Here is a 23,056-nt window from a genome sequence, read left to right as displayed (position 1 = left end):
AAGGAGGAAAGTCATGACCAAGTCAGTCAGAAACATGCTTCTGGGTTCTGTGTTCGCTCTTGCGGCTCTCGCCACCAATCCGGTTCCGACATCTGCGGCAGAGCCATCCGATGCGACCGTCATCTCGGGCTTCGCTTCGCAGAGCGATCCCCCGGAATTCGAGACGCCGGAACAAGCCGTCGACGCCTTCAAGGCGGCCTTGTCGGCTGATGATTTCGACAAGTTCGCGGCGCTGCTGGGAATTGATGCGGCGAAAGCGAAGGCGGGCGAAGGCGTGATGGACACCTACGCGCAGATCCGGGACGGCACGAAGAAGAAGATCGTCGTGAAGGACGTCGATGGCCGCAAGATCATTGAGATCGGCGACAAATTATGGCCTCTGCCATTTCCGATCGCGAAGGGCGACGATGGCAAATGGGGCTTCGACACCTATGCCGGGTTCGAGGAGATCATCGATCGTCGCGTCGGCGAGAACGAATTGCAGACCATCGACACGATGCGGGCCTATGTCGACGCCCAAAAGGAATATTCTTCCGCCGACCACGACGATGACGGCGTCCTGGAATATGCCCAGAAACTGATCAGCAGCGACGGCAAAACTGACGGTCTCTACTGGTCGCCTGATCTGGGCGAGGGTGACAGCCCGGCGGGCAACGCCCTCGAAGACAATGCGGCGCTTGATAAAGCGAAGGCCGGCGAGGGCTATTACGGCTATCGCTACAGGATTATCGAAAGCCAGGGGCCGAACATCGCGGGCGGAAAGTTCGATTACGTGATCAACGGCAACATGATCGCAGGATTCGCACTGATCGCCTGGCCGATCCGATATGGCGAAACCGGCGTGCACACGTTCGAAGTGAATGCTAACGGCACGGTCTACCAGGCCGATCTCGGTCGGGAGACCGAAAAAATAGCCGCTGGCATCAGGAGCTTCAACCCGGATGACAACTGGGAAGTGACTGAAGATTGAACACGGTCGCTCGTGCTTGGAACCAAGTCCGCTCCACGTCGTTGCCGCTTCGTATCTGACAATGATGCAAAGGAGGAAACGATGATTTCCGCAGAGCAGATCCGTGAACATATGGAAGTWCGGGCTGCCGACGGCACCCATGTCGGCACAGTCGATCATCTCGACGGCCCCACGCGCATCAAGCTGACGAAAACCGACTCGGGGGATGGCAGGCACCACTTGATCCCGCTCGATTGGGTCGACCACGTGGACGCCCACGTCCACCTGTCGAAGAACGCCAGGGATGTCCGAAGCCAGTGGGCCACCATCAACTGACAGCCAGGAGGCCGCGGCTTGCGGCCGCAGCCTCCTTGGAACAGGATGAACAGAGCATGATGTCGTCCGAAAACCGCTCACACTTTTCGGCATCATGCTCTTAAAGGAGCCTGCCATGTCGAAGCAATTGAAGAGGGGCGATGAGGTCAGCTGGAATACCAGCCAGGGAAAGACCGAGGGCAGGGTGGTCAAAAAGCAGAGCAGTCCGACGAAGATCAAAGGCTATAGCGTGAAGGCATCGAAGGCCGAGCCGCAATATATCGTCGAGAGCGACACGTCGGGAAAGCGTGCCGCCCACAAACCTGGCGAGCTCAAGAAGCTTTGACGCCGGCGGCCGTCCTGTTCGAGCAAAGGAGATCGATATGCCAGCCAAGTCCAAGGCCCAACAGAAGGCGGCAGGTGCCGCACTTTCGGCCAAGCGTGGCGAGACGCCCAAGAGCGAACTCAAAGGCGCCTCGAAACAAATGGTAGAATCCATGAGCGAGAAACAGCTTGAGGAGTTCGCATCGACCAAGACCAAGGGTAAGCCCCAGCACGTCTCGAAATGAGAGATGTCGAACCGCCGGCGTGCAACCGCAAACCTTATGTCGTCATCGACTTCATGGAGAAGTCCGCCACGTCATGCGTGTTGGAAAGCGCGTTCATGATCGCGCGCGCCGACGCTTCAGGGTCGTTGGCGAGCCATCGCAGCTCGAACGTCACCTCGGCGCTGCCATCGGCCGTTCGTTGGAGTGACAGGAAGCCTACATGGCATGTGAGCGGGTTCAGAACTTCCGATAGCTTCGGGATATTGCCGTTCGAGGCGCGGACGACAAGCGTTGCCTTCTGTTCGCAGCGCAGCCATGTGTCCAGCCGCTTCAACGGCGACAGGACGACAAAGCCAATCGCCGTCGCCACGATGCCGGTCAGGATCTGACCGCCCCCGAAACAGAGGCCCACCACCGTCATGAACCACAGGGTCGCCGCCGTCGTGACCCCGGTCAGCATATCGCCGCGTTTCAGGATCGCTCCGCCGCCGATGAAGCCCACGCCCGTCAGGACGCCGAGCGGAAAGCGCAGCACGTCCATCTGCGTGAACGAGCCGGGCGTCTTTCCGTATACCGACAGAAGAAGGTTTGCCTGGATCATCGCCAGACAGGCGGCAAGCGCCACCAGGATCGTGGTCCTGAAGCCTGCCGCGTGACCGCCGCGCTCGCGATCAAGGCCGATGAGGCCGCCGGCAACCAATGTCAGCGTGATCCGCGTGCCGATATCCCACCAAGTTGGCGTCAGCGGCATGGCATCCGTCAGGAACGAAGGCATGTTTTGGTCCAGACTTTGTCCTGGCCCTCTCGCTGCTCGCCGGGCATTTGCTCCTCCTCGACCGCGTTTACCAGAGTGTATCCGATGCGCCACGGCGCACCGTGGTATAAACGCCATGCGGCGCAGGACGTTCCTAATGCTCGCAAGCTGGAGGCGTGACAGGAAAAGCGGCCGTCGATGGCCTCGATTGGCGGTTCGTCTGCAGTCGGTGTATGGTTCCAACAGAGGTCTGGGCAATCGCCCATCAGCTACGAGACCGCATCACGCTAAAACGGAGTCCGAGATTGGCCGTCGCTTTCACCAAGGAAGAGAGTTTCGAAACCGCTTCGGAAACCCTGCTGCCCGATCGTCCGATTTCGGCGCATCCGAACCTTGTCACGCAAGCGGGGTTGAACGCTCTGGAGCTGCACTTCCAGCAGGCCCGCGAGACCTATGATGCGGCGAGCACCATCGACGACGTGAACGAACGGCGGCGGCAGACAGCCAATCCTTTGCGTGATCTTCGCTATTTAGCGGCAAGACTTCGCACTGCCCAGCTCATGCCTGACCATACGTCAATCGACATCGTCGCCTTCGGCAGCACGGTGACTTTCCGCCGTGACGACGGGCGCGTGCAGACCTATCGAATCGTCGGGGAGGACGAAGCCGATCCCAAGACGGGATCGATTTCCTACGTCTCCCCGGTGGCGCGGTTGCTGATGGGCAAGGCTGTCGGCGATGTGGTGGAGACAGGCGGCCAGGAACTGGAGATCATTGCCATCACATAAGAGAGCGATATTTGCGAACCGTCACTCATTATTTTGGTACCGTTTGGTACTTTATTTATTGAACCTTTACCATCCGTGGCTAGAACGATGACATTCCATCATCGAAAGTCATGCTCATGGTTAGCGCAATTTCCAGTTCTGCATCCACCATTTCGAGTTCAGCCGTTTCAACCTCGTCTTCCAGTTCGTCGGATCAACTTGCCTCTCTCGAGGCGCAGCTTGCCGAAAAGAAGGCAGCCCTGTCGGAAACCCAGGACGATCAAGAGAAGGCCACGATCGAAAAATCTATCGATACGCTGGAGGCGAAGATCGCCAAGCTCGAAGCGAGCGAGAGCAGCCAAACTCAGGCGTCTGCTGCATCGAAGCCTGCCGGTGACGCTCCGAAAGAACTTTCCGGCGAAAGCGAGCGTATCGGCACGACGAATTTTGACGAGACCAGTGAGTTCGGCAGCCGCATGGCCTACGTCTGATAAAAGCGACCCGGTCACTGGGATGAAGCTGCATTTTTGAGTGATRCATCAAAGACGGCGCTGGGCCACGGTGACGACTTCGCGCGTCAGATCCGCCAGGCGGTCGGCGGCGAGGCGATTTATCTGCCAGTAGAGCGGGACATCGAGCGGCGTGTCGGGCACCAGCTCGACCAGCCGTCCGGATGCAAGGTGCTCGCGGGTCAGCTGTGTCGGGTTCATTCCCCATCCCATGCCCGAAAGGCTCGCTTCGACGAAGCTCTGCGGCGACGGCAGCCAGTGGGTGGGATAATCGAGATCGCGTCCGAACGTTCGCCTGATCCAACTGCTCTGCAGCCTGTCCTTCTGATTGAAGGTCAGCGCCGGAGCGTTGCGGATCGCCTCTGATGTCACGCCCTGTGGAAAATGGCGCGCGACGAAATCGGGCGTTGCCGTGGCGTGGTAACGCAGAACCCCAAGGGCAAAACGCCGACATCCGCGGACCGGCTTTTCCAGGCTGGTGACGGCTGCGATCACCCGCCCGTGCTGCAGCCATTCGGCGGTGTGGTCCTGATCGTCGACGGCGATATTCAGCAGATAGGAAGAACTCCTGGCGAAATTCGACATAGCCTCGACGAACCATGTCCCGAGGCTGTCGGCATTCGTCGCGATTTGAAGCGTGACCCTTTGGCGGGGTTCGTCGGGATCGACGAGAGCCGGCAGCTGCCCGAAGAGTTCGGCTTCGAGCATGCCGACATTTTCCATATGGCGGCAGAGCCATTCTCCCTTTTCCGTTGCCGTGCACGGCGTGCCTCTGACGATGAGGACGACGCCGAGACGCTCCTCGAGCTGCTTCACGCGTTGGGAAATGGCCGAAGGCGTCACGTTCAGCACGGTCGCGGCTCTTTCGAAGCTGCCTGTCTGAACAATGGTTGCGACGGCGCGAACAGCGGGATAGTCGAGCATAGATTAGTTTCGCTTAATCAGAGTAAGTCAAATTAATTAGCCTAATTCCCGCAATGGGGATAGCGCAACCTCACCGAAATGGGGCGTTGGCCGAAGCGATGAATTTTTCGATCTATGGAACCGGCCTGATGATGGGCCTCAGCCTGATTGTCGCCATCGGTGCGCAGAACGCCTTCATCCTCCGCCAGGGCTTGCGCAACGAACATGTCTTCGCCGTCTGCCTCGCATGCGCGGTATCGGATGCCGCGCTAATCGTGCTTGGCGTGACCAGCCTCCAGCAAATCGCCAGGTTCATGCCCTGGCTCGATCCTGTCATGCGCTACGGCGGAGCCGTATTTCTGGTCTGGTACGGGGCAAGAAGCCTCTATTCCGCCTTGCGGTCGTCCGCCGCTCTCACGGCTGGGGAAGCCAAAACGTCGAGCTTCCGGCAGACGCTCGCGACTTGCCTCGCGCTCACCTGGCTCAATCCGCACGTTTATCTCGACACGGTCGTGCTGCTCGGCACGATATCGACCCGATATCCGGGAGAGCAGGCTTCTTTTGCGGCAGGGGCGGTGACGGGTTCCTTCCTGTTCTTCTTTTCGCTCGGATATGGCGCAAAGCGGCTGCGTCCGATCTTCTCGAAACCCTCATCCTGGCGCGTCCTGGAAACGCTCGTCGCTTTCACGATGTGGATCATCGCCTTCAAATTGCTGGGCGGGATGTGATCGCGGTTCGACCGGCTTATCATCCGCTGCAGCGCAGGTCGAGCGGCGACGTTGCGAGTTGACCGGCATCGATCTGCCCAGATTATGAGCGGATTCAAAGGGATGAAGCGTCTCTACCGCGTCCCATCGCACGCGCGGCGCTTCGGGACGGTCAACTCTAGCTCGCGCTGGCAATCTGCCAGCAGATGTGGCGGAAAGCGCCTTAACTCCCGGAGCGCATGCTCATGGTTGGCATCCCTGCGCCTCTGCGCCTTGAACGCGGAAAGGGCTTGTACGATATTCCAGATGCTTGTTTGAGACATGTCGGGCCTCCTTGGCTGCATTTAGCTGCCGACACGCGAAATATCGGGTTCAATTGACATTCAATCAAACAAAATGATATCGGGTTATAAATCAGAAAAATTGAAAGATGCGACGATGAGCATACCCTTTCGCCGTCCCATTCCGCTGCTCGACAACGATGTATTGCGCACCTTTGTTGCCATCGCCGAGACGGGCAATTTTTCGACCGCCGCAGAGGCAGTCTTCCGCACGCCATCGGCGGTGTCGATGCAGATCAAGAAGCTTGAAGAACAACTGGGGGCAACGCTGTTTCTGCGCGACGCCCGCTCGGTATCGCTGACGCGCCACGGCGAGATGTTGCTGTCCTATGCCCGTAACATCCTGGCGCTGTCGAACGAAGCGGTGTCGCGGTTTATCATGCCGGAGCTTAGCGGCGTCGTGCGGCTCGGCGCGCCGGAGGATATCGGCGAACGGCTGCTGCCGAGCATTCTGAAGAGTTTTGCCGAGAGCTATCCCGGCATCATGGTTGACGTGACGATCGACATGAGCATGGGGCTGAAGAAGCGCATGGAAGAGCAACGGCTCGACCTCGCGTTGATCAACTGTGCGACACGGCCGTTCCCGACTGGCGGAGAGGTCGTGTTCCGCGAGCGACTGGTCTGGGCCGGGGCCAAGTGCGGCTCGGCGCATCGCCGCGACCCCCTGCCGATCTCGATCTGGGAGGATGGCTGCATCTGGCGCCAGGAAGCGCTCTCGCAGCTCGAACGCAACAAGCGGCATTATCGCGTCGCTTATCTCAGCGGTCACACGATGGCGCAGCGCGCCGCAGTGCTTTCCGATCTCGCCATCGCGCCGTTGCCGCTGTCCTATGTCAACGAGGACATGGCGATCCTCGGGCCTCAGGAAGGGCTGCCGGAACTCGGCGCCTTCGATATCCGCCTGCTGACCGCCTCGCAGGTGTCGGGCCCGATCGAGACGGTGGCCGACAGCATTCGCGGCGCCTTTGCCGAGAGAGCGAAGGCGGTCGCCGCCTGAAGCGCCGACTTAGCCAGTGAACCTTTTGGTTTGTCGCGCGTTATCGGCGCGGACGGCAATTGTCGCCGTTCGGGGTTGATTTCAAACAAGGATATCCGAGATGACGACAACGGCCAAAATTGCCGCAGCCTTGATGGTTCTTCTTGCCCTTTCCTCCTGCGGCAACACGATCCGCGGTATAGGAAAAGATACGGCAAATAYTGTAAACGCCACGCAGGATGCCGGCCGCTCGGTCGACCGCGCCGCGAAGAAGTAACGACGGTTCAAATTCCTTCCGGGATTGGCAGATTAGGTGCTGACCGGGGTCGGATCATCCTAACGGATGACCGGGGGATAAATCTTTTCCAGCCCGCCGGATCGGTCGAGACCGGTCCGGAAGGCCTGGTAGGCGGGATGCTGGCTGGAGCGGGCGGTTTCCATCAGTCGGATCTGTAACCGGTCCGGCGCCTGGGTTCCGAGCCAAATTCCCAGATTTTCGAGCTTCAGCGAGTTGAGGAAACGCGATCCGGCGGCAAGATCGAGATGGCGGCGCAGTCCGTCGAGCAGGTTGTCGTCCTGGGCGGCATTTTCCATCAGCAGCGCCAAATACGACTTGTCGGTCTCCGAAAGCGCGGCGAGCTTTTCCGCAACGGTATCGCGGTCGGGAAAGGGAACATTGCCTGTCATCGAATCGTCCATGCTAGCTCGTGTCTTGTCGTTATAAGCTCGCCTTGACCTTCTCGGCTACATCGACTGGCACCCATTTGGTCCACAGACCCTCGTAATTGCGAAGGAAATAGATTGCGGCATCCTCGTTGCTTTCGCGGTTTTCGTCCTGCCAGGCGAGCACCTGGTTGATCGTCTTGTTGTCCCATTTGCGGGTCTTGAGATAGGTCGTGACAGGTCCGGCGCGGCTGGCGAAGGACCGGGTCATCAGCGTGAAGGCGCGCGAGACCGGATAGGAATTGACCTCGGGCCTGGCGCAGCCGGCAACGGCGGTGCAGCGGTCCCATTCGCTCTTGTTATGGCCGACGCCGAAGCTCAGGCGCGTCATGTCATATTTGCCGAGGATGGCGGTCGGCGCCCAGTAATAACCGAGCCAGCCGACCTTGTTTTCGAAGGCGCGGGCAATCGAGGCRTCAAGCTGTTCGGGGCTGCCGGTTTCGACAAGCTCGAAGCTCTTCTTGTCGGCGGCAAGCGCCTTGAACAGGTTGGTGGTTGATATCTGGCAGCTCCAGTCGGCGGGACAGTTGTAAACTGCGCCCTTCGACGGGTCGTCCTCGGCGGGGAAGAGTTCGGGATGTTTCAGCGCGCCTTCGACCGAGCGGATGTCGGGGTGGGCGTCGGCGATGAATTTCGGGATCCACCAGCCCTCGACGGCGCCGTCAGCCAGGATTTCGGCCCCCTGCACCAACCGGCCGCTGTTGACGGCTTGATCGAGCAGACCCCTGACAGAATTGATCCAGTATTCCGAGGCGATGTCGGGGGTGCCTTTCTCATTCATCGAGGCGAAGGTCGGCAGGGTGTCGCCATCGACAATGGTGACGGAACAGCCGTATCCCTTTTCCAGGATGATCTTGTCGAAGCTCGCCGCAATGCCTGCCGAGGCCCATTTCATCTCGGCGATCGAAACGCTGCCGCATTCGGCGGCTTCAGCCAGCTCGACGGTAGAAAGAGCCGCGGCAAAGACGGCCGGAATCAGAAGCGTCTTCATCGTCATTCCCCGAATTCTTCTTAGGCGGACGCGCAGGCTCTGAAATCAACCGACAAATATCTCCGGCACCCGAAGAGAAAACGCTTGCCGGGCGATACAGCAACAGGCTTTCCGGTTCACGGGCACCGTCCGTCCTTGCGGCTCCGGCAACTCATCGCAGGCCATGTTCAACAATGGCGCATTGTGATGGAGCCTACGCGTTCGCTCGCAGAAATCAACCATCTTCTGCTCATGGTTGCGTGACTAAATTATTGAATTCGAAGAATTTATGTGAGGATCCCAAAGATCGACCTCGGACGAAATGCACGCTCTTCGCGATCGGCGGTGGATCTTCGGCAGAAATTTCGACGAGAATATCAAAAAAGATCAAAATTAACATTTGCGTAAGCCTTCAATAACTCTCCGGTAAGAATGTGCCGTTATCAGTTGGGGCGTGGCAGCAATGACCGCCGCTTCTCCGGTTCAGGTAGTGCGTACCGGAGAAAGCGAGCTTCGCCGTGTAAGGGCGAAGACGCCTGAGTTTTCGGCAAACCGCGCAGAGCCAAGGCCATGCGCGGTTTTCGCGTTTGCGTGGGAACTTGCCCAAGCCAAGTCTTGGCCCGGGCCAAGCTTGACCCGAGGTTGCCGCCCATTGTAGGCCTCGCCTGAACGAGAGGCGGATGTGAGCCACCATGGCAAGAGCGATCATGCTGCAGGGAACCGGCTCGGATGTCGGCAAGACGGTACTGGTTGCGGGCCTTTGCCGGTTGGCGGCCAATCGCGGGCTGACTGTCCGGCCGTTCAAGCCACAGAACATGTCGAACAATGCAGCGGTCGCGGATGATGGCGGCGAGATCGGTCGCGCGCAGTGGCTGCAGTCGCTGGCCGCGCGCGCGCCATCCTCGGTGCACATGAACCCGGTGCTGCTCAAGCCGCAATCGGAAAATGGCAGCCAGATCATCGTGCAGGGCAAGGTGTTCGGACAGGCGAAAGGACGGGACTACCAGCGGCTGAAGCCTCAGTTGCTCGGCGCCGTGCTCGAAAGTTTCGAAAAAGTGGCTGCGGGTGCCGACCTCGTTATCGTCGAGGGCGCCGGATCGCCGGCCGAGATCAATCTCAGGGCCGGCGATATCGCCAATATGGGCTTTGCGACGCGGGCCGGCGTGCCGGTCGTGCTTGTCGGCGATATCGACCGCGGCGGCGTCATCGCTTCGCTGGTCGGCACGCATACGATCCTCGACAGTGCCGACCGGGCGATGATCTCGGGCTATATCATCAACAAGTTCCGCGGCGACGTCTCATTGTTTGACGACGGTATCCGCGCCATCGAAGGTTTTACCGGCTGGCCGTGTTTCGGCATCGTGCCCTGGCTGAGGGGTGCTGCGCAGCTGCCGGCCGAGGATTCAGTCGTGCTCGAACGGCTGGCGAGGGGCGGAACGGCCGCGCTGAAGATCGCCGTGCCGGTGCTGCCGCGCATCGCCAATTTCGACGATCTCGATCCGCTGCGCGCCGAGCCCGATGTCGAGCTGGTCTTCGTAAGGTCCGGCGAACGCCTGCCTGAGGATGCGGCGCTCATTATCCTTCCCGGCTCGAAATCGACCATATCGGATCTCGACAATTTCAGGGCTCAGGGCTGGGACCGCGATCTCCAGGCGCATGTCAGGCGCGGAGGCCGAGTGATCGGCATCTGCGGCGGCTACCAGATGCTCGGCCGCATGGTGCGCGACCCGCTCGGCATCGAGGGCGGGACACTGGAGACGCCGGGGCTTGGGCTTCTCGATGTCGAAACCGACATGGCGCCGGAGAAGACCGTGCGCAACAGCGCTGCCCGCTCGACCGAATATGACGCGCCGCTTGCCGGCTACCAGATCCATCTTGGCATCACCCGCGGCCCGGATTGCGATCGGCCTTCGGCGATCGTCGATGGAGCACCTGACGGTGCGCTTTCGGCCGACGGCCGGATCATGGGCACCTACCTGCACGGGTTGTTTGCCAGCGACGCCTACCGCGCCCGTCTGCTTCAAAGCTTCGGGCTCTCAGGCGAAGGCGGAAACTACCGCGAAAGCGTCGACCGGGCGCTCGACGAGGTCGCGAACGGCCTGGAGAAACATCTCGATCCGCGCTGGCTTGCCGGGCTGCTCGGCTAGAGCGGTTCAGCTCTTCAGGAAAGCGTAGAACGGTTCCAAGATGTTGCGATATGGCGCACGCCTGACAGAGGCGAAGCCTGCCCTCGACGCGTCCGAGCGCGCGGATAATATCGCCGTTGAAGTCGTCGATGCGGACGTTCCGTCTGGGTATGGAACGTTTTCGGGCGGCAGATGTTGAATCGTCGGCTTTTGCGAAGAGGCTTATCCCTGCCTCAAAAACTGCGCCGCACGACTATCCCGATAGTCGGCCTCAAATCGCAAAGGCCAAGGGCGAATTGATCTGACGCGAGGCGAGCCCATGAAAATGTTAATGATGATCATCGTCGGAGCAATGATAGCGTCTGTCCTAGGCATCCTGGTAATCAAGCCATTCGATCGAGGCGGCAATAAGAGCGATACGCCGCCGCCAGTCATCCAACAGCCGGAGCCGAAGTGACCGCACTGCAGGTCAAATCTATCGGGGAGGAACTTGCGCCCATCGGCTGCCATTCACTCTTGCCAAATTAGTTGACTGAGTCCATTAATTGTGGCGCGGACGATTGAGAGCGATGAAACCATGAGCGTATTGGAGAGATTTTCACTGGCGGGTCAGGTGGCGCTGGTGACTGGCGGCGGCCGAGGTCTGGGTTTCGAGATGGCGAGCGCCCTTGCCGAGGCCGGTGCGCATGTCATCGTCACCGGGCGCACGACGGCGACGCTAGAAGATGCCGTCAGGACCATCCGGGCTGCGGGCGGCACGGCGGAGGCGGCCGTGTTCGATATCGCCGACCGCGGGGCCCAGCGTGCTGTGATGGCCGAGATCGACAAGATCCACGGCCGTCTTGATATTCTGATCAACAATGTCGGCGCCCGCGACAGGCGGCCGTTGGCCGAATTCGACGATGAGGCCGTCTTAGAGCTGCTGCTCACCGATCTGGCCGCGGCGATAACGCTTTCGCGGGACGCCAGCGTGCTGATGAAGCGGCGCAATTATGGCCGCCTGATCGCGGTCACCTCGATCAGCGGCCATGTCGTCATGCCCGGCGACTGCGTTTATCCGGCCGCCAAGCAGGGTCTGACCGGCCTGATGCGCGCCATGGCGGTCGAATTCGGCCCGCACGGCATCACCAGCAACGCGATTGCGCCCGGCTGGTTCGCCACCGAGACGAACGCCGCGATGGCGGCGAACGAGGAGTTGATGCCCTTCGTGCGCCAGCGCATCCCGGTCCAGCGCTGGGGACGCCCTGACGAAATCGCCGGCGCGGCGCTGTTTCTCGCAAGCGCCGCCGCCTCCTTCGTCAACGGCCATGTGCTGACGGTCGACGGCGGCATGACGGTCACGATGTAAGCGGAGATGCCCTGAGGCGCCGTGCCGCCGGCGCGCCTTTTCGCCTCTTCCGATCGGCCGAAGCTTGATGTCGAGATGTTACGTGCGCCTGACAGGTGGGCTGAGTTCGCGTACGAGCTGCTGCAGGCTGCGCTGGTCTTCCGCTCCCGTCTTGTCGTAGATGGCGGCCAGTTGCGATTTGACGGTGCCGTCGGCAACGCCCTGTGCATTTGCGATCTCGGATCGCGTCATGCCTTCGGACACGTAGCCGACCACGCGCCGTTCGGCAGGCGTGAGGGCAAAAAGGGCCGCAACGGCCTCGACGGCCGACTGGATCACCGTTCCCGCCGCGGCGAGGAAGATCGCCGCAGCCGCCCGGCTTTCGAAGCGTCCCCTTTCTGTGCGCCGCTGCAGCGGCAGAACGTGAGCGACGGCGGGACGCTCGGCCGAGGCTAGCGGAACATCGATGCCGGCGGCCGCGAGACTGATTTCGTCGCGCGCGCCAAGCGCCACGGCGTTGGAAAGGGCGGCACCTGCATAACTGTAGCGAGCGGCCAGACGGCCTGAAAGCGAGTGGACCACGTGCTGCTCGCGCAGCCGTGCTTCGGCGGCTTCATTGGCGAAGAGGATCGTCATGTCTTCTGCAACGATGAAGACCGCATGATCGAGGGCGTCGATGACCTCCCTGAGGACGGCGGCTTCGGCGCGCTCCATCTCGAACATGTCGTGGATCGTCACGGCACGGCGGATATGCGGACCGAGCAGACCGACGATGTCGAAGACGCGTCGTTCGCTCGGTTCGTATTGCACTGAAATGTTGATCGTCCCGACACGGGTCGGGCGCTTCAGCACGGCCATGTCGATCGAGTTTAGAACCCCATATCTGGCATGAAAGTTCTGGTATAGCGCACCGCTCTTCCAGACGGCTTCGCCATCGGGTCCATAGAGGGAAAACATCCGCTCCAGCGTATCCGGCTGATCGATCTCCATTCGGTGGAGAAGGTGGAAGAACGGGACGTCCTTCGCATGCTCGACGAGGGTGCGGATGGCCTCTCCGTCATCGCAGGCGATCTGGGCCAGCCGTGCGGACCGCGTGGTGGTGTCGAAGACGGCAAGCGTGGTTAGAAAACCATTCACCTGACCATTGATCAGACGAAGAGCGTTTGACCACGCATCCTCCCGGGCCACGCAATCATAAATAGCGCCAATAATTTCCGACAGCTGCTGTTCCATGATCACAATCCTGCATCAGCCCGGCCAGCCCGGTCAATTGTCGCCGGCCATGGTGCCTTCATTTCCGGGATTTGCGGAAGATTTCATCCCCCACGCGGGAGATGTTTCAGCGTGCGGATTTTTTACAACGCACTGCCGGCCGGAATCCAATCGGCTTGGACAACCAGAAATTGGAGGCAATCTTTATGAAAGCGACAAAAGCGCCAATCGCGGCGCTTCTCATTATGACAGCTCTTCCGGCTGCAGCGCTCGGCGCCGGCCTGCCGGAACAGGTCCGGGAGGCCAATGCGCGCTTCCGGGACGTCAACCAGGCCGTCAAGGAAGGCTATTCGCCGATCCCATGCACCAGCGGCATAGATGGAGGTGCGATGGGCATCCACTATGTCAGTGCCGACCTCATCAAGGATGAGGCCATTGATCTCTCCAAGCCGGAGGCTGTGATGTACGAGCCTGACGAACACGGCAAGATGAAACTCGTCGCTGTCGAATACATCACGACGAAAGGTCCCGCCAATCTCGGCGGCCAGCTGTTCAGTTTCACCAACGCACCGAACCGCTACGGCCTTCCGGCTTTCTACGAGCTGCACGTCTGGGCATGGAAGAACAATCCGAAGGGACCGTTCGCCGACATGAACCCTGACGTCAGCTGCCGGCATGCGCACGGTTGATGAAGCGCTGCGTCATTCAAGGCATCATGAAAGGATAAAACAATGCCGCAATTCGTTGTCGAACGAAACATTCCAGGTCTCGGGGACATGGACAAGGAAACCCTGCGCGAGATCTCGGCGAAATCCAACGCCGTCGTAGCTTCCCTCGGCGAACCCTATACGTGGATCACCAGCTATGTGACCGGGGACAAGATGTACTGCGTTCATGAGGCCGAGAGTGCGGAAGCGGTCTATCGGCACGCGGAAAAGGGTGGTTTCCCGGCGGACCGGGTGACGGAGATCACCACGCTCATCGGCCCACATTCGGCGCGCTAGGATGTCGGAACCGGCCGGCGAACGAGTCGCCGACCGGTTCTCCGGGTTGCGATCTTGCCATCGGCACGCGCAAATTCATGGGGATCACAATGAACGAGAAGTTCTTGTCCGGCGCGGTCGAGCTGCGACTGCGCAAAGTGATGGTGCTGCTTACCTCTCCGCTGCGCGCCCTTATCGTCTGGCGGAGCAGGCGATCGGTAGCAAATCGGCTTGGCGCCTTGCCAGATCACATGCTGAAAGACATTGCCGTGTCGAGGGGCGAAATACCCTTCGTCGCCTCACAGGATGCAGACTGGAGCAGGTTCCGCTAGCGTGTCGTGGCGGGCGTCCGCATCGGGCGTAAAACCTCGCAATGCCTCGATACCGGTATCAATCTCTCTGCCATCTGCCCCGCGGTCGTCGTGGCCGAGCTCGATGGCTAGAAACATCGGTTTGGCCGGGCTATCACTGGATGTCGTGGCGACCCGGTTCGGCATTGCCGCCCATTTGCCCGATTTGCCATCATAAGATTGTGGCGGCTCATGTGGAGGTTCGGAAATTAGCAATCATATTCAGTGGCTTATAGAACATGGAATTACAGCTGAGCATATTGCCGAGCTGATAGCCGGATTGTGCGATCGGTTGATCGCGGATGGCTTTCCGATTTGGCGGGGAAGCATTTCAATGCCGTCTATTCATCCCATGTATGGCGGCGTCTCGGCCAATTTCGTGCGCGGCGGTGTGACCACGATCGAGAATGCCGAATATGGCACTGCGGGAGTGCTGAATTTCGAGAAGACTCCGATCTATTTTCTTTTGGGCCGTGGCGAAACGTCAGGTCGCTGGAACATCGCTAAGGGTGAGGGTGTCGATGACTACCCGCAGCTTGCGGAATTCGCGCATGGCGGCGGCACGGATCACCTGGTCAGCCTGCTGGAATTCCCGAAGGAGGCTGCGCTGCGTGGAGTCAGTCTGTCTCTCACAAGCGATAGGCCGGGCGGATTTTCTGATGATCAACTGGCGATCGTCGCGAAGCTTTTCCCAGCGCTGGGGCTGGCTTGTTATCGTATTGCGGCATCGAAAACCGCATCGGATATCCTTGCCGTCTATACAGGCGCCAAGACAAGTGCACGCATCCTTGCAGGCGATATTCAGAGGGGAAAGGGAGGGGCGATCAATGCTGCGATCCTGCTTGCGGACCTGAGAAACTTCACTGCGTTGACCGAGGTTTATCAGCCGGGCGAAATCGCCGGGTTTCTGAATGAACATTTCGAGCTGATCGGCTGGCATGTCGAGGAAAATTCGGGCGAGATCCTCAAGTTCATGGGCGATAGTGTGCTGGCGATCTTTCCGACCGATGCTGAAGATCCGCAAAAGGCCTGCATGGCCGCACTGGCTTCGGCAAGGAATATTCTAGAAGCCAACAAGGTGCTGAATGGTCAGCGGAGGAATGATGGAGGTCCTGACATCGGCGTCGATGTCGTGCTGCATCTCGGCGAGGTCTTCTACGGAAATATCGGCGCACGCGGCAGGCTTGATTTCACGGTTATCGGCAGCGCCGTCAACGAGGCTTCGCGCCTCGAAAAACTCTGCAGCACGCTCGGACACCACCTTCTGATGTCGGAAAGCTTCGCGCGGACCTCTGCCGTCGCCAACGAATGTCTGGGATCTTTCGAATTGCGCGGGGTTTCAAAAGCGGTAAACGTGTTCAAGCTCGCCGACGCGGTATCCTGAAGCGTCGATCCGGTCGGCGCGATGACGGATCAGATCTCGCCTGAGACCTCGCGGCGGCGGCGGTCGAGTTCTTCGCTGTAGCGGCGCAGCGTATAGCTTTCGCTGAGCTGGCCGATCACCTTGCGTTCGATCAGGTTGTTGACGACGGCGAGTGCTTCGCTTTCGCTCTTGTCGAAGATCGCCGCCGCCTGCCTGGCATTCATCTGCGGCTGCAGGAAATCATTGCGGTAGTGGATGAAATCGGCAAGCGTCTTGCCCTCGTCCTGCGCGTCGGTCGGGTTGGCGTAGATCTCCGGCACCAGCACGAGGCCCGCATATTTGTCGCTCTCCTCGACGAGGATGACGCGCTGGGTTGAGCCGATCGGGAAGGCCTGCTTGAATTCCTCCAGAGAGATGCCGGCTCTTGCTGTCTTGACGTCGGCGCGCATCAGCTTGTTGACCGTCAGGTTGCGGATCCAGCCGACGTCATGGGCGCTGCGGATGCTTTCGCCGCGCAGATGAAAGCGCCATGTGGCGAAGGAGTAGCCGAAGGTCGAGCGCACGACGAGCGAGGAGGTGATGACGGCGGCGAGCACGAGCGCCGTGATCGGAAAATCACCGGTGATTTCGAGCGCCAGGAAGGTCATCGTCAGCGGCCCGCCAATGACGGCAACGGCAAGCGAACTCATGCCGACCACCGCATAGATGACGGGCGTCAGCGTCGCATCGGCGAAATAGGGGCCGCAATAGGCAAAGAGCTTGCCGAGCAGGGYGCCCATGAACAGCGAGGCGAAGAACAACCCACCCCTGAAGMCGGAGCCGATCGAGATCGCCGAGGCGAAGGATTTCAAGAGGAAGAGGCCGATCAGCGTCGGGATTGCCACCTCACGGGAAAGGTTGAGATGCAGCGCGCCGTGGCCGGCCGAGAGCACCTGCGGCGAGATCATCGCCAAGAGGCCGACGATGATGCCACCGAGTGCCGGGCGGAAGGGTGGGGCGATCGAACTCTTGCGCGCCAGTTCTTCGACAAAGGCGACGCCCTGCATGATCAGGATGCCGACACCGGCGCAGAAAGCACCGAGCAGCAGCGCCGGGATATAGTCGGCCGGCACGACCGAGCCGAAGCTGCCGATATCGATGGTGAAATCGCTGCCGGCGAGTAACCTTGCGATCAGGGTGGAGACAAGGGCGGAGACGACGACAGGCGTCAGCGAGACGATCGTATAGGTGCCGATGATCAGCTCGAAGGCATAGAAAGCACCGGTCAGCGGCGCGTTAAAGGCGGCGGCGATGGCGCCCGCCGCGCCGCAGCCAACGAGGGTGCGCAGGTCCGAGCGGCGAAGCTGCAGCTTCAGGCCGAATTTCGAGGCGAGGCCGGCGGCAAGCTGGGTATAGCCGGCCTCCAGGCCGACCGAGGCGCCGAAACCGTTGGAGATCAGGTTCTGCACGGCAACGATGATGCTGTCGGTCAGAGACAGGCGGCCGCCATGCAGCGCATTGGCCTCGATCGGGTCGACCATCGGCTTCTTGCGCCGTTTCGCCAGCACGAAAAGCAGCAGGCCGAGCAGGGCGCCGCCGATGACGGGGGCGGTGAGCAGCAGCATCTTGCTCTCGATCTCGGACGAGCTCAGTCGTTCGCTGTCGGCAATGCCGAAGACCAACTGATGCAGCTCATTGGAGACGTAGCTCATGCCGGTGACGGCGAGACCCGAGATGATGCCGACGACGGCGCCCGCCAGCGACAGGCCAACCTCGCTACGGCGGGTCAGCGCCCGCAGGCGTCCCGGATCGAAGAAAACACGCAGCGCGCGGAAACGGCGCCGATCCAATTTCATAAGCATGGCAAGACAACTAGGCAGGGAGAGGCCCGGTCAAGGGCGAAGGCGCAGTCCGCTTGCGACGCAATTGCGGCGAAAACCCGGCGGGCGGGATAAATATTTGTGACGTAAGTCTCTGATAAATGACGATGTTTTAGGTAGAGTAAGTCGTGTTGGAGCAGGCATACCGGCCGGCCGTCAATTGGTCGACCGCCAAGGCCGGTTGACTTCACCCCTGCGCTTGCCTAACCATCCCGATAACGGATGGTCGACTGACCATCCTGACATAACGGATGGTTCCGGATCGGTGTTACGCCCTTCCGGATGAAAAGGGAATGTGACGGGGCGGACCCAAGCCGGGCGCCTTCATCACAGCCGACCCCGCGACTGTAGAGCGGTCAGGGTCTTCCATCCGGCATCAAGCCCTTCCGGCTCGGAGCCTGCAATCGTGCGGGCGGGCTGGACAGGCGATATGCCGGAAAAGCCACTGGATATGCATGGTGATCAACCGGGGTCGGACGCCTCTCAAGTCTACGAATCGTCCACCTTTTCACTGATGCGGCCGGGAAGGCGAGGATGATCCGCTGGCACGATCAGGGCGACCGGTTTCCGGTCTGCCCCGATCGCGGCCGATAACTGCGAGCCAGGAGACCTGCCATGCGTGCCGGGCGAGAAGCCCACACCTGGGCACTATGCCCGTTGCCAGCACGGAGGTTGTCTTGGCTGAACGATTGAATTCGGCGCGGCCTGGTGCGGCGCGACGGGGAGGTGCTTTCCTCTCCTCCCTCATTCCTGTGCTTGTCACAGGAATCCAGTGTGCCCAAGTCCTTGGGTACGGAAAACTGTGGGTCTTTCGTTGTTGCGCTTCACTTGCGCTCAGCACATTCGCGGCTTTGCCGCTCATCCCCTCAACCGTCTGCCGCCACCTTCTCCCCGCTGGGGAGAAGCGGTATGCCGCAACGGCTCGGTCTTTCTCATCCCGCAGAGGTCAGAGAGACGACCTTGGACTAAGGCTTGCTCGCTCTTCTCCCCAGCGGGGAGAAGGTGGCCCGAAGGGTCGGATGAGGGGGGCCACACGGCGTGCCCTATCTGATCAGCGGACCGTTTGCACATGATCGCCGCCGCCTCCAACACCGTCTTCATCCTCGGCGGCGCACGCTCCGGCAAATCCCGTTTCGCCGAAGACCTCGTAACGGCGACTGGGCTTGATCGCCACTACCTTGCCACGGGGCGGGCATGGGATGAGGAGATGCAGGCGCGCATCTCTCAGCACAAGACCGATCGCGGTCCGTCCTGGACGACGCATGAAGAGCCGCTCGACCTCGTCGGCAAGCTTACCGCCATCGACCGCAAGGAGCGCATCGTCCTCATCGACTGCCTGACGCTCTGGGTCACCAATCTGATGATGGAGGAGCGGAACATGGCGGCGGAATTTGCCGTTCTTGCCAATTTCCTGCCCGCCGCGAAGGCGCGGCTCGTTTTCGTTTCCAACGAGGTCGGCCTCGGCATCGTGCCCGACAATCGCATGGCGCGGGATTTTCGCGATCATGCCGGCCGGCTGCACCAATCGATAGCGGCGAAGGCCGCCGAAGTTTATTTCATCGCGGCAGGCCTGTCGCTGAAAATGAAGGGTTAAGTCCATGAACCAGCAGAAGATTCCCGCAACCGTCATCACCGGATTCCTCGGCGCCGGCAAGACGACGATGATCCGCAACCTGCTCACCAATGCCGGCGGCAAGAAGATCGCGTTGATCATCAACGAATTCGGCGATCTCGGCGTCGACGGCGACGTGCTGAAGGGCTGCGGTGCGGAGAATTGCACCGAGGACGACATCATCGAACTCACCAACGGCTGCATTTGCTGCACTGTTGCGGATGATTTCATTCCGACGATGACGAAGCTGCTCGAGCGCGAGCAGCGGCCCGACCATATCGTCATCGAGACTTCTGGCCTTGCTTTGCCGCAGCCGCTGGTCGCCGCCTTCAACTGGCCCGACATTCGCACCCAGGTGACCGTCGACGGCGTCATCACGGTGGTCGATAGCGCTGCCGTTGCCGCCGGCCGCTTCGCCGACGACCATGATGCGGTCGATGCGCGCCGCGCCGAAGATGAATCGCTCGATCACGAAAGCCCGATCGAGGAGCTGTTCGAGGATCAGCTGACCTGCGCCGACCTCATCGTGCTCAACAAGACAGACCTGATCGATGCTGCCGGGCTTATCAGGGTGCGAGACGAGGTCGCCTCCCGCACGGTGCGCAAGCCCATGATGATCGAGGCGAGGAACGGCGAGGTGTCGGCCGGCATCCTGCTCGGCCTCGGCATCGGCACGGAGGACGATGTCGCCAATCGCAAGTCGCATCACGAGCTGGAGCATGAAGACGGTGCGCCGCACGACCATGACGAATTCGACAGCTTCGTCGTCGATCTCGGACCCATTGCCGATCCCGCCGGCTTCGTCGAAGCGCTGAAGGGTATCATTGCTGCCCATGACGTGCTGCGCCTCAAGGGTTTCGTCGACGTCTCGGGCAAGCCGATGCGCCTGCAGCTCCAGGCCGTCGGCAGCCGTATCGACCATTATTTCGACCGTGCGTGGGGCGCGAGCGAAAAGCGCGCCACGCGCCTTGTCGTCATCGGCCTGCACGAAATGGATCAGGACACGGTGAGGGCGGCGATCGAAGCGCTGGCGTAACCCGATGCATCTGCTTCTGGCTCAACAGGGAACGATCAGCGACGGCGAGGAGGCAATCGACCTCGGGCAGACGCCGGGCGATATCCTGTTCCTGTCGGCTGCCGACAGCGAGCTTGCTGCGATCGCGGCCGCCCATCGCGATCGCGGGGCGGGGCCTTCGCTCCGGCTCGCCAGCTTGATGAGCCTGAAGCATCCGATGTCGGTCGATACCTATGTCGAGCGCACGGCGCGGCATGCGAAGCTGATTATCGTCCGCGCACTCGGCGGCGCCAGCTATTTCCACTACGCGCTGGAAGCGCTGCATGCGGCGGCTGCCCGCGCCGGTGCGCTGATCGCCGTGCTGCCGGGCGATGCCAGGCCGGATGCGGGGCTGGTGCCTTTCTCCAATGTTGATCTCGACGATCTCAACGCGCTCTGGGCCTATCTGATCGAGGGCGGCGATGCCAACGCGCAGGCTTTTCTCGACCATGCCGGGGCGATGCTGTCGGGAGCCGAGAAGCCGGCGCCCGCGGTGCCTTTGATGAAGGCAGGTATTTGGTGGCCGGGGCGGGGGCTGATCGGGGTCGAGGAGTGGCGGCGGGTTACCGATTCCCTCTTCTCCCCAGCGGGGAGAAGATGCCCGGCAGGGCAGATGAGGGGGGCGAGCGACGGAGGGAGCGAGCAGCAGGATTGGGACGCCAGAGTTTGTCGAGTCACCCCCTCATCCGACCCTTCGGGCCACCGACCAGGGTTGAGCCACGGGTCTCAACCCGTCCTTCGGACCCCCGCTGGGGAGAAGAGGGAGCAAGCCGAGAAGCCGACAGTCGCCATTTCCTTCTACCGCGCCCTCGTCCAAAGCGGCGAGACCGGGCCGATCGAAGCTCTCATCGAGGCGCTGACGTTACTCGGCCTCCGCCCGCTGCCGGTCTTTGCCTATAGTCTCAAGGATCCTGTCTCCACCGGCATTCTCGAAAGCGTATTTTCGGCGTTGAAACCCGACGTTGTCATCAACACGACGGGCTTTGCGGTCTCGGCACCGGGTGCGGACCGGCAGCCGACGGTGCTGGAGGCGAATGAGGCGATCGTGCTGCAGGCGATCCTGTCGGCCTCGTCGAGGGAGGTATGGGCAGCTTCCTCGCAAGGCTTGTCTGCACGCGATCTCGGCATGAACGTGGCACTGCCTGAAGTCGATGGCCGGGTGCTGGCGCGGGCGGTCTCCTTCAAGACGGCGGCGCGCTACGATGCGCTGGTCGAGACGAATATCGTCGCCAGCCAGGCCGATGCCGGCCGGGTGCGCTATACGGCGGAGCTGGCCGCCAATTGGGCGCGGCTGCGGAAGACTTCCGCCGGCGACCGACGCATCGCGCTCGTCATGGCAAATTATCCGAACCGGGACGGTCGGCTCGGCAACGGCGTCGGCTTGGATACGCCGGCCGGCACCATCGAGGTGCTGAAGGCTATGCGATCGGCGGGGTATCCGGTCGCCGAGATTCCCGCCGACGGCGATGCGCTGATCCGGCATCTGATGGAAGGGCCGACCAATTCCGGTTCCGACGGAAAGATCATACGCGAGACGCTTTCCCTGAGTCTGTACAACAGCTTCCTGGAATCTCTTCCCAATAAGATTCAGGATGAGGTGAGGGCCCGCTGGGGCGATCCCGAAGATGATCCGTATTTTCGCGAAGGCGTCTTCGCCCTGTCTTTTGCGCGCTTCGGCGAAATGCTCGTCGGCATCCAGCCAGCACGCGGTTACAATATCGATCCGAAAGAGAGTTATCATTCGCCGGATCTCGTGCCGCCGCACGGTTATCTCGCCTTCTACGCTTTCCTGCGCCGCGAATTCGGCGCCCATGCCGTCATCCATATGGGCAAGCACGGCAATCTCGAATGGCTGCCGGGCAAGGCGCTGGCGCTGTCGGAAAGCTGCTATCCCGAGGCGATCCTCGGGCCGCTGCCGCATCTCTATCCCTTCATCGTCAACGATCCGGGCGAGGGCACGCAGGCCAAGCGCCGCAGTGCAGCCGTCATCATCGATCACCTGACGCCGCCGCTGACGCGGGCCGAGAGCTACGGGCCACTCAAGGATCTGGAGGCGCTGGTCGACGAATATTACGAAGCATCCGGCGGCGATCCCCGCCGCATCCGGCTGCTCAGCCGCCAAATCCTTGAGCTCGTCGCCGATATCGGCCTCGACCGGGATGCGGGCATTGCCAAGGGCGAAAGCGAGGGCGAGGCGCTGAAGAAGCTCGACGCCTATCTCTGCGACCTCAAAGAAATGCAGATCCGCGATGGGTTGCATGTGTTCGGTGTGTCGCCCGAAGGACGGCTCTTGACGGACCTGACCGTGGCGCTGGCGCGGGTGCCGCGCGGGCTTGGCGAGGGTGGGGATGCGAGTTTGCAGCGGGCGATTGCTGGGGATGCATTCGGAAACCCCTCCCCAACCCCTCCCCACAAGGGGGAGGGACTTGCTGGGCGCACCGTCTCGACATCAGTTTTGGTCGCAGAGGTTGCCGCAAGCGCAGCGGTAAGCCCCTCCCACCTGTGGGGAGGAGTTGGGGAGGGGTCTTCTTTCGATCCCCTCGACACCGACATGGCCGCCGTCTGGACCGGCCCGCGTCTTGATATCYTCGCAGATATTCTCGATGCCCCCTGGCGAACCAACGGAGACACCGTTGAGCGTATCGAACTGCTGGCGGCGAAATTCGTTTCCGGAGAGATCGAATGCCCCGGGAACTGGAAGGCTACGC

General features: G+C 61.0%; 24 protein-coding genes, 1 pseudogene and 1 riboswitch. Of the genes and pseudogenes, 18 read left to right on the top strand and 7 right to left on the bottom strand.

Annotated elements, in window-relative coordinates; genetic code table 11:
* Positions 1 to 13 precede the first annotated feature (13 nt).
* The 4 genes from AC1ECN_RS14855 to AC1ECN_RS14840 all read left to right on the top strand — a co-directional run bounded on the left by AC1ECN_RS14855 (position 14) and on the right by AC1ECN_RS14840 (position 1,833).
* Positions 14 to 970 (top strand): DUF2950 domain-containing protein, encoded by a 957-nt coding sequence (locus AC1ECN_RS14855; RefSeq protein ID WP_024322112.1) that lies wholly within the window; start codon positions 14 to 16, stop codon positions 968 to 970.
* An 81-nt stretch (positions 971 to 1,051) separates the two neighbouring features.
* Positions 1,052 to 1,285, top strand: a complete 234-nt coding sequence (locus AC1ECN_RS14850; RefSeq protein WP_075224903.1) for a DUF2171 domain-containing protein — start codon at positions 1,052 to 1,054, stop codon at positions 1,283 to 1,285.
* A gap of 115 nt (positions 1,286 to 1,400) precedes the next feature.
* Positions 1,401 to 1,610, top strand: coding sequence for a hypervirulence associated TUDOR domain-containing protein (locus AC1ECN_RS14845; protein WP_018074572.1), 210 nt, complete (start codon positions 1,401 to 1,403; stop codon positions 1,608 to 1,610).
* Between the two features lie 37 nt (positions 1,611 to 1,647).
* Complete coding sequence (locus tag AC1ECN_RS14840) at positions 1,648 to 1,833, top strand: DUF3008 family protein (RefSeq protein ID WP_018074573.1); 186 nt, start codon at positions 1,648 to 1,650, stop codon at positions 1,831 to 1,833.
* A gap of 34 nt (positions 1,834 to 1,867) precedes the next feature.
* Here the strand turns inward: AC1ECN_RS14840 and AC1ECN_RS14835 are convergent, their stop codons facing one another.
* Positions 1,868 to 2,587 carry an MgtC/SapB family protein gene (locus tag AC1ECN_RS14835; RefSeq protein WP_130672711.1) on the bottom strand — a complete coding sequence of 240 codons (720 nt, stop codon included), beginning with the start codon at positions 2,585 to 2,587 and terminating at the stop codon, positions 1,868 to 1,870.
* A gap of 284 nt (positions 2,588 to 2,871) precedes the next feature.
* Between AC1ECN_RS14835 and greA the strand changes: the two genes are divergently transcribed.
* Together greA and AC1ECN_RS14825 are read left to right on the top strand one after the other, a co-directional pair.
* Positions 2,872 to 3,354: a transcription elongation factor GreA gene (gene greA / locus AC1ECN_RS14830; protein WP_130672710.1), complete on the top strand. Its 483-nt coding sequence runs from the start codon at positions 2,872 to 2,874 to the stop codon at positions 3,352 to 3,354.
* A 110-nt stretch (positions 3,355 to 3,464) separates the two neighbouring features.
* Positions 3,465 to 3,824 (top strand): hypothetical protein, encoded by a 360-nt coding sequence (locus AC1ECN_RS14825; protein ID WP_130672709.1) that lies wholly within the window; start codon positions 3,465 to 3,467, stop codon positions 3,822 to 3,824.
* Between the two features lie 48 nt (positions 3,825 to 3,872).
* Here the strand turns inward: AC1ECN_RS14825 and AC1ECN_RS14820 are convergent, their stop codons facing one another.
* Positions 3,873 to 4,766: a LysR family transcriptional regulator ArgP gene (locus tag AC1ECN_RS14820; RefSeq protein ID WP_130672708.1), complete on the bottom strand. Its 894-nt coding sequence runs from the start codon at positions 4,764 to 4,766 to the stop codon at positions 3,873 to 3,875.
* 98 nt (positions 4,767 to 4,864) lie between these two features.
* On the opposite strand from AC1ECN_RS14820, the gene AC1ECN_RS14815 reads away from it, so the two are divergent.
* Entirely contained in the window at positions 4,865 to 5,473 is a 609-nt protein-coding gene (locus AC1ECN_RS14815) for a LysE/ArgO family amino acid transporter (protein WP_075224927.1), read from the top strand.
* Positions 5,474 to 5,586: 113 nt separating this feature from the next.
* Here AC1ECN_RS14815 and AC1ECN_RS14810 read toward each other — a convergent pair whose 3' ends face one another.
* A complete protein-coding gene (locus AC1ECN_RS14810; RefSeq protein ID WP_018074579.1) occupies positions 5,587 to 5,775 on the bottom strand; it encodes a hypothetical protein in 189 nt (62 codons plus the stop codon).
* Positions 5,776 to 5,848: 73 nt separating this feature from the next.
* On the opposite strand from AC1ECN_RS14810, the gene AC1ECN_RS14805 reads away from it, so the two are divergent.
* The gene (locus AC1ECN_RS14805) at positions 5,849 to 6,790 is read left to right on the top strand and encodes a LysR family transcriptional regulator (RefSeq protein WP_197727410.1); all 942 of its coding nucleotides are present in this window, start codon (positions 5,849 to 5,851) and stop codon (positions 6,788 to 6,790) included.
* A 100-nt stretch (positions 6,791 to 6,890) separates the two neighbouring features.
* The gene (locus AC1ECN_RS14800; protein ID WP_477953399.1) at positions 6,891 to 7,046 is read left to right on the top strand and encodes an entericidin domain-containing protein; all 156 of its coding nucleotides are present in this window, start codon (positions 6,891 to 6,893) and stop codon (positions 7,044 to 7,046) included.
* 59 nt (positions 7,047 to 7,105) lie between these two features.
* Here the strand turns inward: AC1ECN_RS14800 and AC1ECN_RS14795 are convergent, their stop codons facing one another.
* Both AC1ECN_RS14795 and AC1ECN_RS14790 read right to left on the bottom strand, forming a co-directional pair.
* Complete coding sequence (locus AC1ECN_RS14795; protein ID WP_018074581.1) at positions 7,106 to 7,468, bottom strand: hypothetical protein; 363 nt, start codon at positions 7,466 to 7,468, stop codon at positions 7,106 to 7,108.
* A 19-nt stretch (positions 7,469 to 7,487) separates the two neighbouring features.
* Positions 7,488 to 8,489: a glycine betaine ABC transporter substrate-binding protein gene (locus tag AC1ECN_RS14790; protein WP_197727409.1), complete on the bottom strand. Its 1,002-nt coding sequence runs from the start codon at positions 8,487 to 8,489 to the stop codon at positions 7,488 to 7,490.
* A 665-nt stretch (positions 8,490 to 9,154) separates the two neighbouring features.
* Here AC1ECN_RS14790 and AC1ECN_RS14785 point away from each other — a divergent pair.
* Complete coding sequence (locus AC1ECN_RS14785; RefSeq protein WP_130672706.1) at positions 9,155 to 10,609, top strand: cobyric acid synthase; 1,455 nt, start codon at positions 9,155 to 9,157, stop codon at positions 10,607 to 10,609.
* Positions 10,610 to 11,165: 556 nt separating this feature from the next.
* Positions 11,166 to 11,936 carry an SDR family oxidoreductase gene (locus AC1ECN_RS14780; RefSeq protein ID WP_130672705.1) on the top strand — a complete coding sequence of 257 codons (771 nt, stop codon included), beginning with the start codon at positions 11,166 to 11,168 and terminating at the stop codon, positions 11,934 to 11,936.
* A 78-nt stretch (positions 11,937 to 12,014) separates the two neighbouring features.
* Here AC1ECN_RS14780 and AC1ECN_RS14775 read toward each other — a convergent pair whose 3' ends face one another.
* Positions 12,015 to 13,148: a helix-turn-helix transcriptional regulator gene (locus AC1ECN_RS14775; protein ID WP_130672704.1), complete on the bottom strand. Its 1,134-nt coding sequence runs from the start codon at positions 13,146 to 13,148 to the stop codon at positions 12,015 to 12,017.
* A gap of 185 nt (positions 13,149 to 13,333) precedes the next feature.
* Here AC1ECN_RS14775 and AC1ECN_RS14770 point away from each other — a divergent pair, with 185 nt between their 5' ends.
* From AC1ECN_RS14770 to AC1ECN_RS14755, 4 genes and pseudogenes are all read left to right on the top strand, one after another.
* Positions 13,334 to 13,816, top strand: a complete 483-nt coding sequence (locus tag AC1ECN_RS14770; protein ID WP_130672703.1) for a hypothetical protein — start codon at positions 13,334 to 13,336, stop codon at positions 13,814 to 13,816.
* 42 nt (positions 13,817 to 13,858) lie between these two features.
* Positions 13,859 to 14,131: a DUF4242 domain-containing protein gene (locus AC1ECN_RS14765; protein ID WP_003560176.1), complete on the top strand. Its 273-nt coding sequence runs from the start codon at positions 13,859 to 13,861 to the stop codon at positions 14,129 to 14,131.
* A gap of 89 nt (positions 14,132 to 14,220) precedes the next feature.
* A complete protein-coding gene (locus AC1ECN_RS14760) occupies positions 14,221 to 14,442 on the top strand; it encodes a DUF1127 domain-containing protein (RefSeq protein WP_130672702.1) in 222 nt (73 codons plus the stop codon).
* A gap of 140 nt (positions 14,443 to 14,582) precedes the next feature.
* Positions 14,583 to 15,844, top strand: a pseudogene (locus tag AC1ECN_RS14755) (adenylate/guanylate cyclase domain-containing protein).
* 29 nt (positions 15,845 to 15,873) lie between these two features.
* Here AC1ECN_RS14755 and AC1ECN_RS14750 read toward each other — a convergent pair.
* Positions 15,874 to 17,664 carry a chloride channel protein gene (locus tag AC1ECN_RS14750; RefSeq protein ID WP_477953394.1) on the bottom strand — a complete coding sequence of 597 codons (1,791 nt, stop codon included), beginning with the start codon at positions 17,662 to 17,664 and terminating at the stop codon, positions 15,874 to 15,876.
* Positions 17,665 to 17,917: 253 nt separating this feature from the next.
* A riboswitch (cobalamin riboswitch) is annotated at positions 17,918 to 18,314 on the top strand.
* 437 nt (positions 18,315 to 18,751) lie between these two features.
* Here AC1ECN_RS14750 and cobU point away from each other — a divergent pair.
* The 3 genes from cobU to AC1ECN_RS14735 form a co-directional block, all read left to right on the top strand.
* The gene (gene cobU, locus AC1ECN_RS14745) at positions 18,752 to 19,276 is read left to right on the top strand and encodes a bifunctional adenosylcobinamide kinase/adenosylcobinamide-phosphate guanylyltransferase (protein WP_130672699.1); all 525 of its coding nucleotides are present in this window, start codon (positions 18,752 to 18,754) and stop codon (positions 19,274 to 19,276) included.
* A 4-nt stretch (positions 19,277 to 19,280) separates the two neighbouring features.
* A complete protein-coding gene (gene cobW, locus AC1ECN_RS14740) occupies positions 19,281 to 20,330 on the top strand; it encodes a cobalamin biosynthesis protein CobW (RefSeq protein ID WP_130672698.1) in 1,050 nt (349 codons plus the stop codon).
* A gap of 4 nt (positions 20,331 to 20,334) precedes the next feature.
* Positions 20,335 to 23,056: cobaltochelatase subunit CobN (locus AC1ECN_RS14735; protein ID WP_477953391.1), on the top strand; the 2,722-nt coding region annotated here is incomplete at its 3' end.

Source organism: Rhizobium sp. 01N447_2 (assembly GCF_056399245.1).
The sequence above is the reverse complement of the archived record's forward strand: the minus strand, read 5'-3'. Positions and strand labels throughout refer to the sequence as shown.

Excerpts from the sequence above, each read along its gene's own strand:
- AC1ECN_RS14775 (WP_130672704.1), bottom strand. The coding sequence starts at position 13,148 with ATGGAACAGCAGCTGTCGGAAATTATTGGCGCTATTTATGATTGCGTG.
- AC1ECN_RS14855 (WP_024322112.1), top strand. The coding sequence starts at position 14 with ATGACCAAGTCAGTCAGAAACATGCTTCTGGGTTCTGTGTTCGCTCTT.
- cobU (WP_130672699.1), top strand. The coding sequence starts at position 18,752 with ATGATCGCCGCCGCCTCCAACACCGTCTTCATCCTCGGCGGCGCACGC.
- AC1ECN_RS14770 (WP_130672703.1), top strand. The coding sequence starts at position 13,334 with ATGAAAGCGACAAAAGCGCCAATCGCGGCGCTTCTCATTATGACAGCT.
- AC1ECN_RS14840 (WP_018074573.1), top strand. The coding sequence starts at position 1,648 with ATGCCAGCCAAGTCCAAGGCCCAACAGAAGGCGGCAGGTGCCGCACTT.
- cobW (WP_130672698.1), top strand. The coding sequence starts at position 19,281 with ATGAACCAGCAGAAGATTCCCGCAACCGTCATCACCGGATTCCTCGGC.
- AC1ECN_RS14820 (WP_130672708.1), bottom strand. The coding sequence starts at position 4,766 with ATGCTCGACTATCCCGCTGTTCGCGCCGTCGCAACCATTGTTCAGACA.
- AC1ECN_RS14760 (WP_130672702.1), top strand. The coding sequence starts at position 14,221 with ATGAACGAGAAGTTCTTGTCCGGCGCGGTCGAGCTGCGACTGCGCAAA.
- AC1ECN_RS14835 (WP_130672711.1), bottom strand. The coding sequence starts at position 2,587 with ATGCCTTCGTTCCTGACGGATGCCATGCCGCTGACGCCAACTTGGTGG.
- AC1ECN_RS14825 (WP_130672709.1), top strand. The coding sequence starts at position 3,465 with ATGCTCATGGTTAGCGCAATTTCCAGTTCTGCATCCACCATTTCGAGT.
- AC1ECN_RS14765 (WP_003560176.1), top strand. The coding sequence starts at position 13,859 with ATGCCGCAATTCGTTGTCGAACGAAACATTCCAGGTCTCGGGGACATG.
- AC1ECN_RS14795 (WP_018074581.1), bottom strand. The coding sequence starts at position 7,468 with ATGGACGATTCGATGACAGGCAATGTTCCCTTTCCCGACCGCGATACC.
- AC1ECN_RS14810 (WP_018074579.1), bottom strand. The coding sequence starts at position 5,775 with ATGTCTCAAACAAGCATCTGGAATATCGTACAAGCCCTTTCCGCGTTC.
- AC1ECN_RS14815 (WP_075224927.1), top strand. The coding sequence starts at position 4,865 with ATGAATTTTTCGATCTATGGAACCGGCCTGATGATGGGCCTCAGCCTG.
- AC1ECN_RS14845 (WP_018074572.1), top strand. The coding sequence starts at position 1,401 with ATGTCGAAGCAATTGAAGAGGGGCGATGAGGTCAGCTGGAATACCAGC.
- AC1ECN_RS14805 (WP_197727410.1), top strand. The coding sequence starts at position 5,849 with ATGATATCGGGTTATAAATCAGAAAAATTGAAAGATGCGACGATGAGC.
- AC1ECN_RS14785 (WP_130672706.1), top strand. The coding sequence starts at position 9,155 with ATGGCAAGAGCGATCATGCTGCAGGGAACCGGCTCGGATGTCGGCAAG.
- AC1ECN_RS14780 (WP_130672705.1), top strand. The coding sequence starts at position 11,166 with ATGAGCGTATTGGAGAGATTTTCACTGGCGGGTCAGGTGGCGCTGGTG.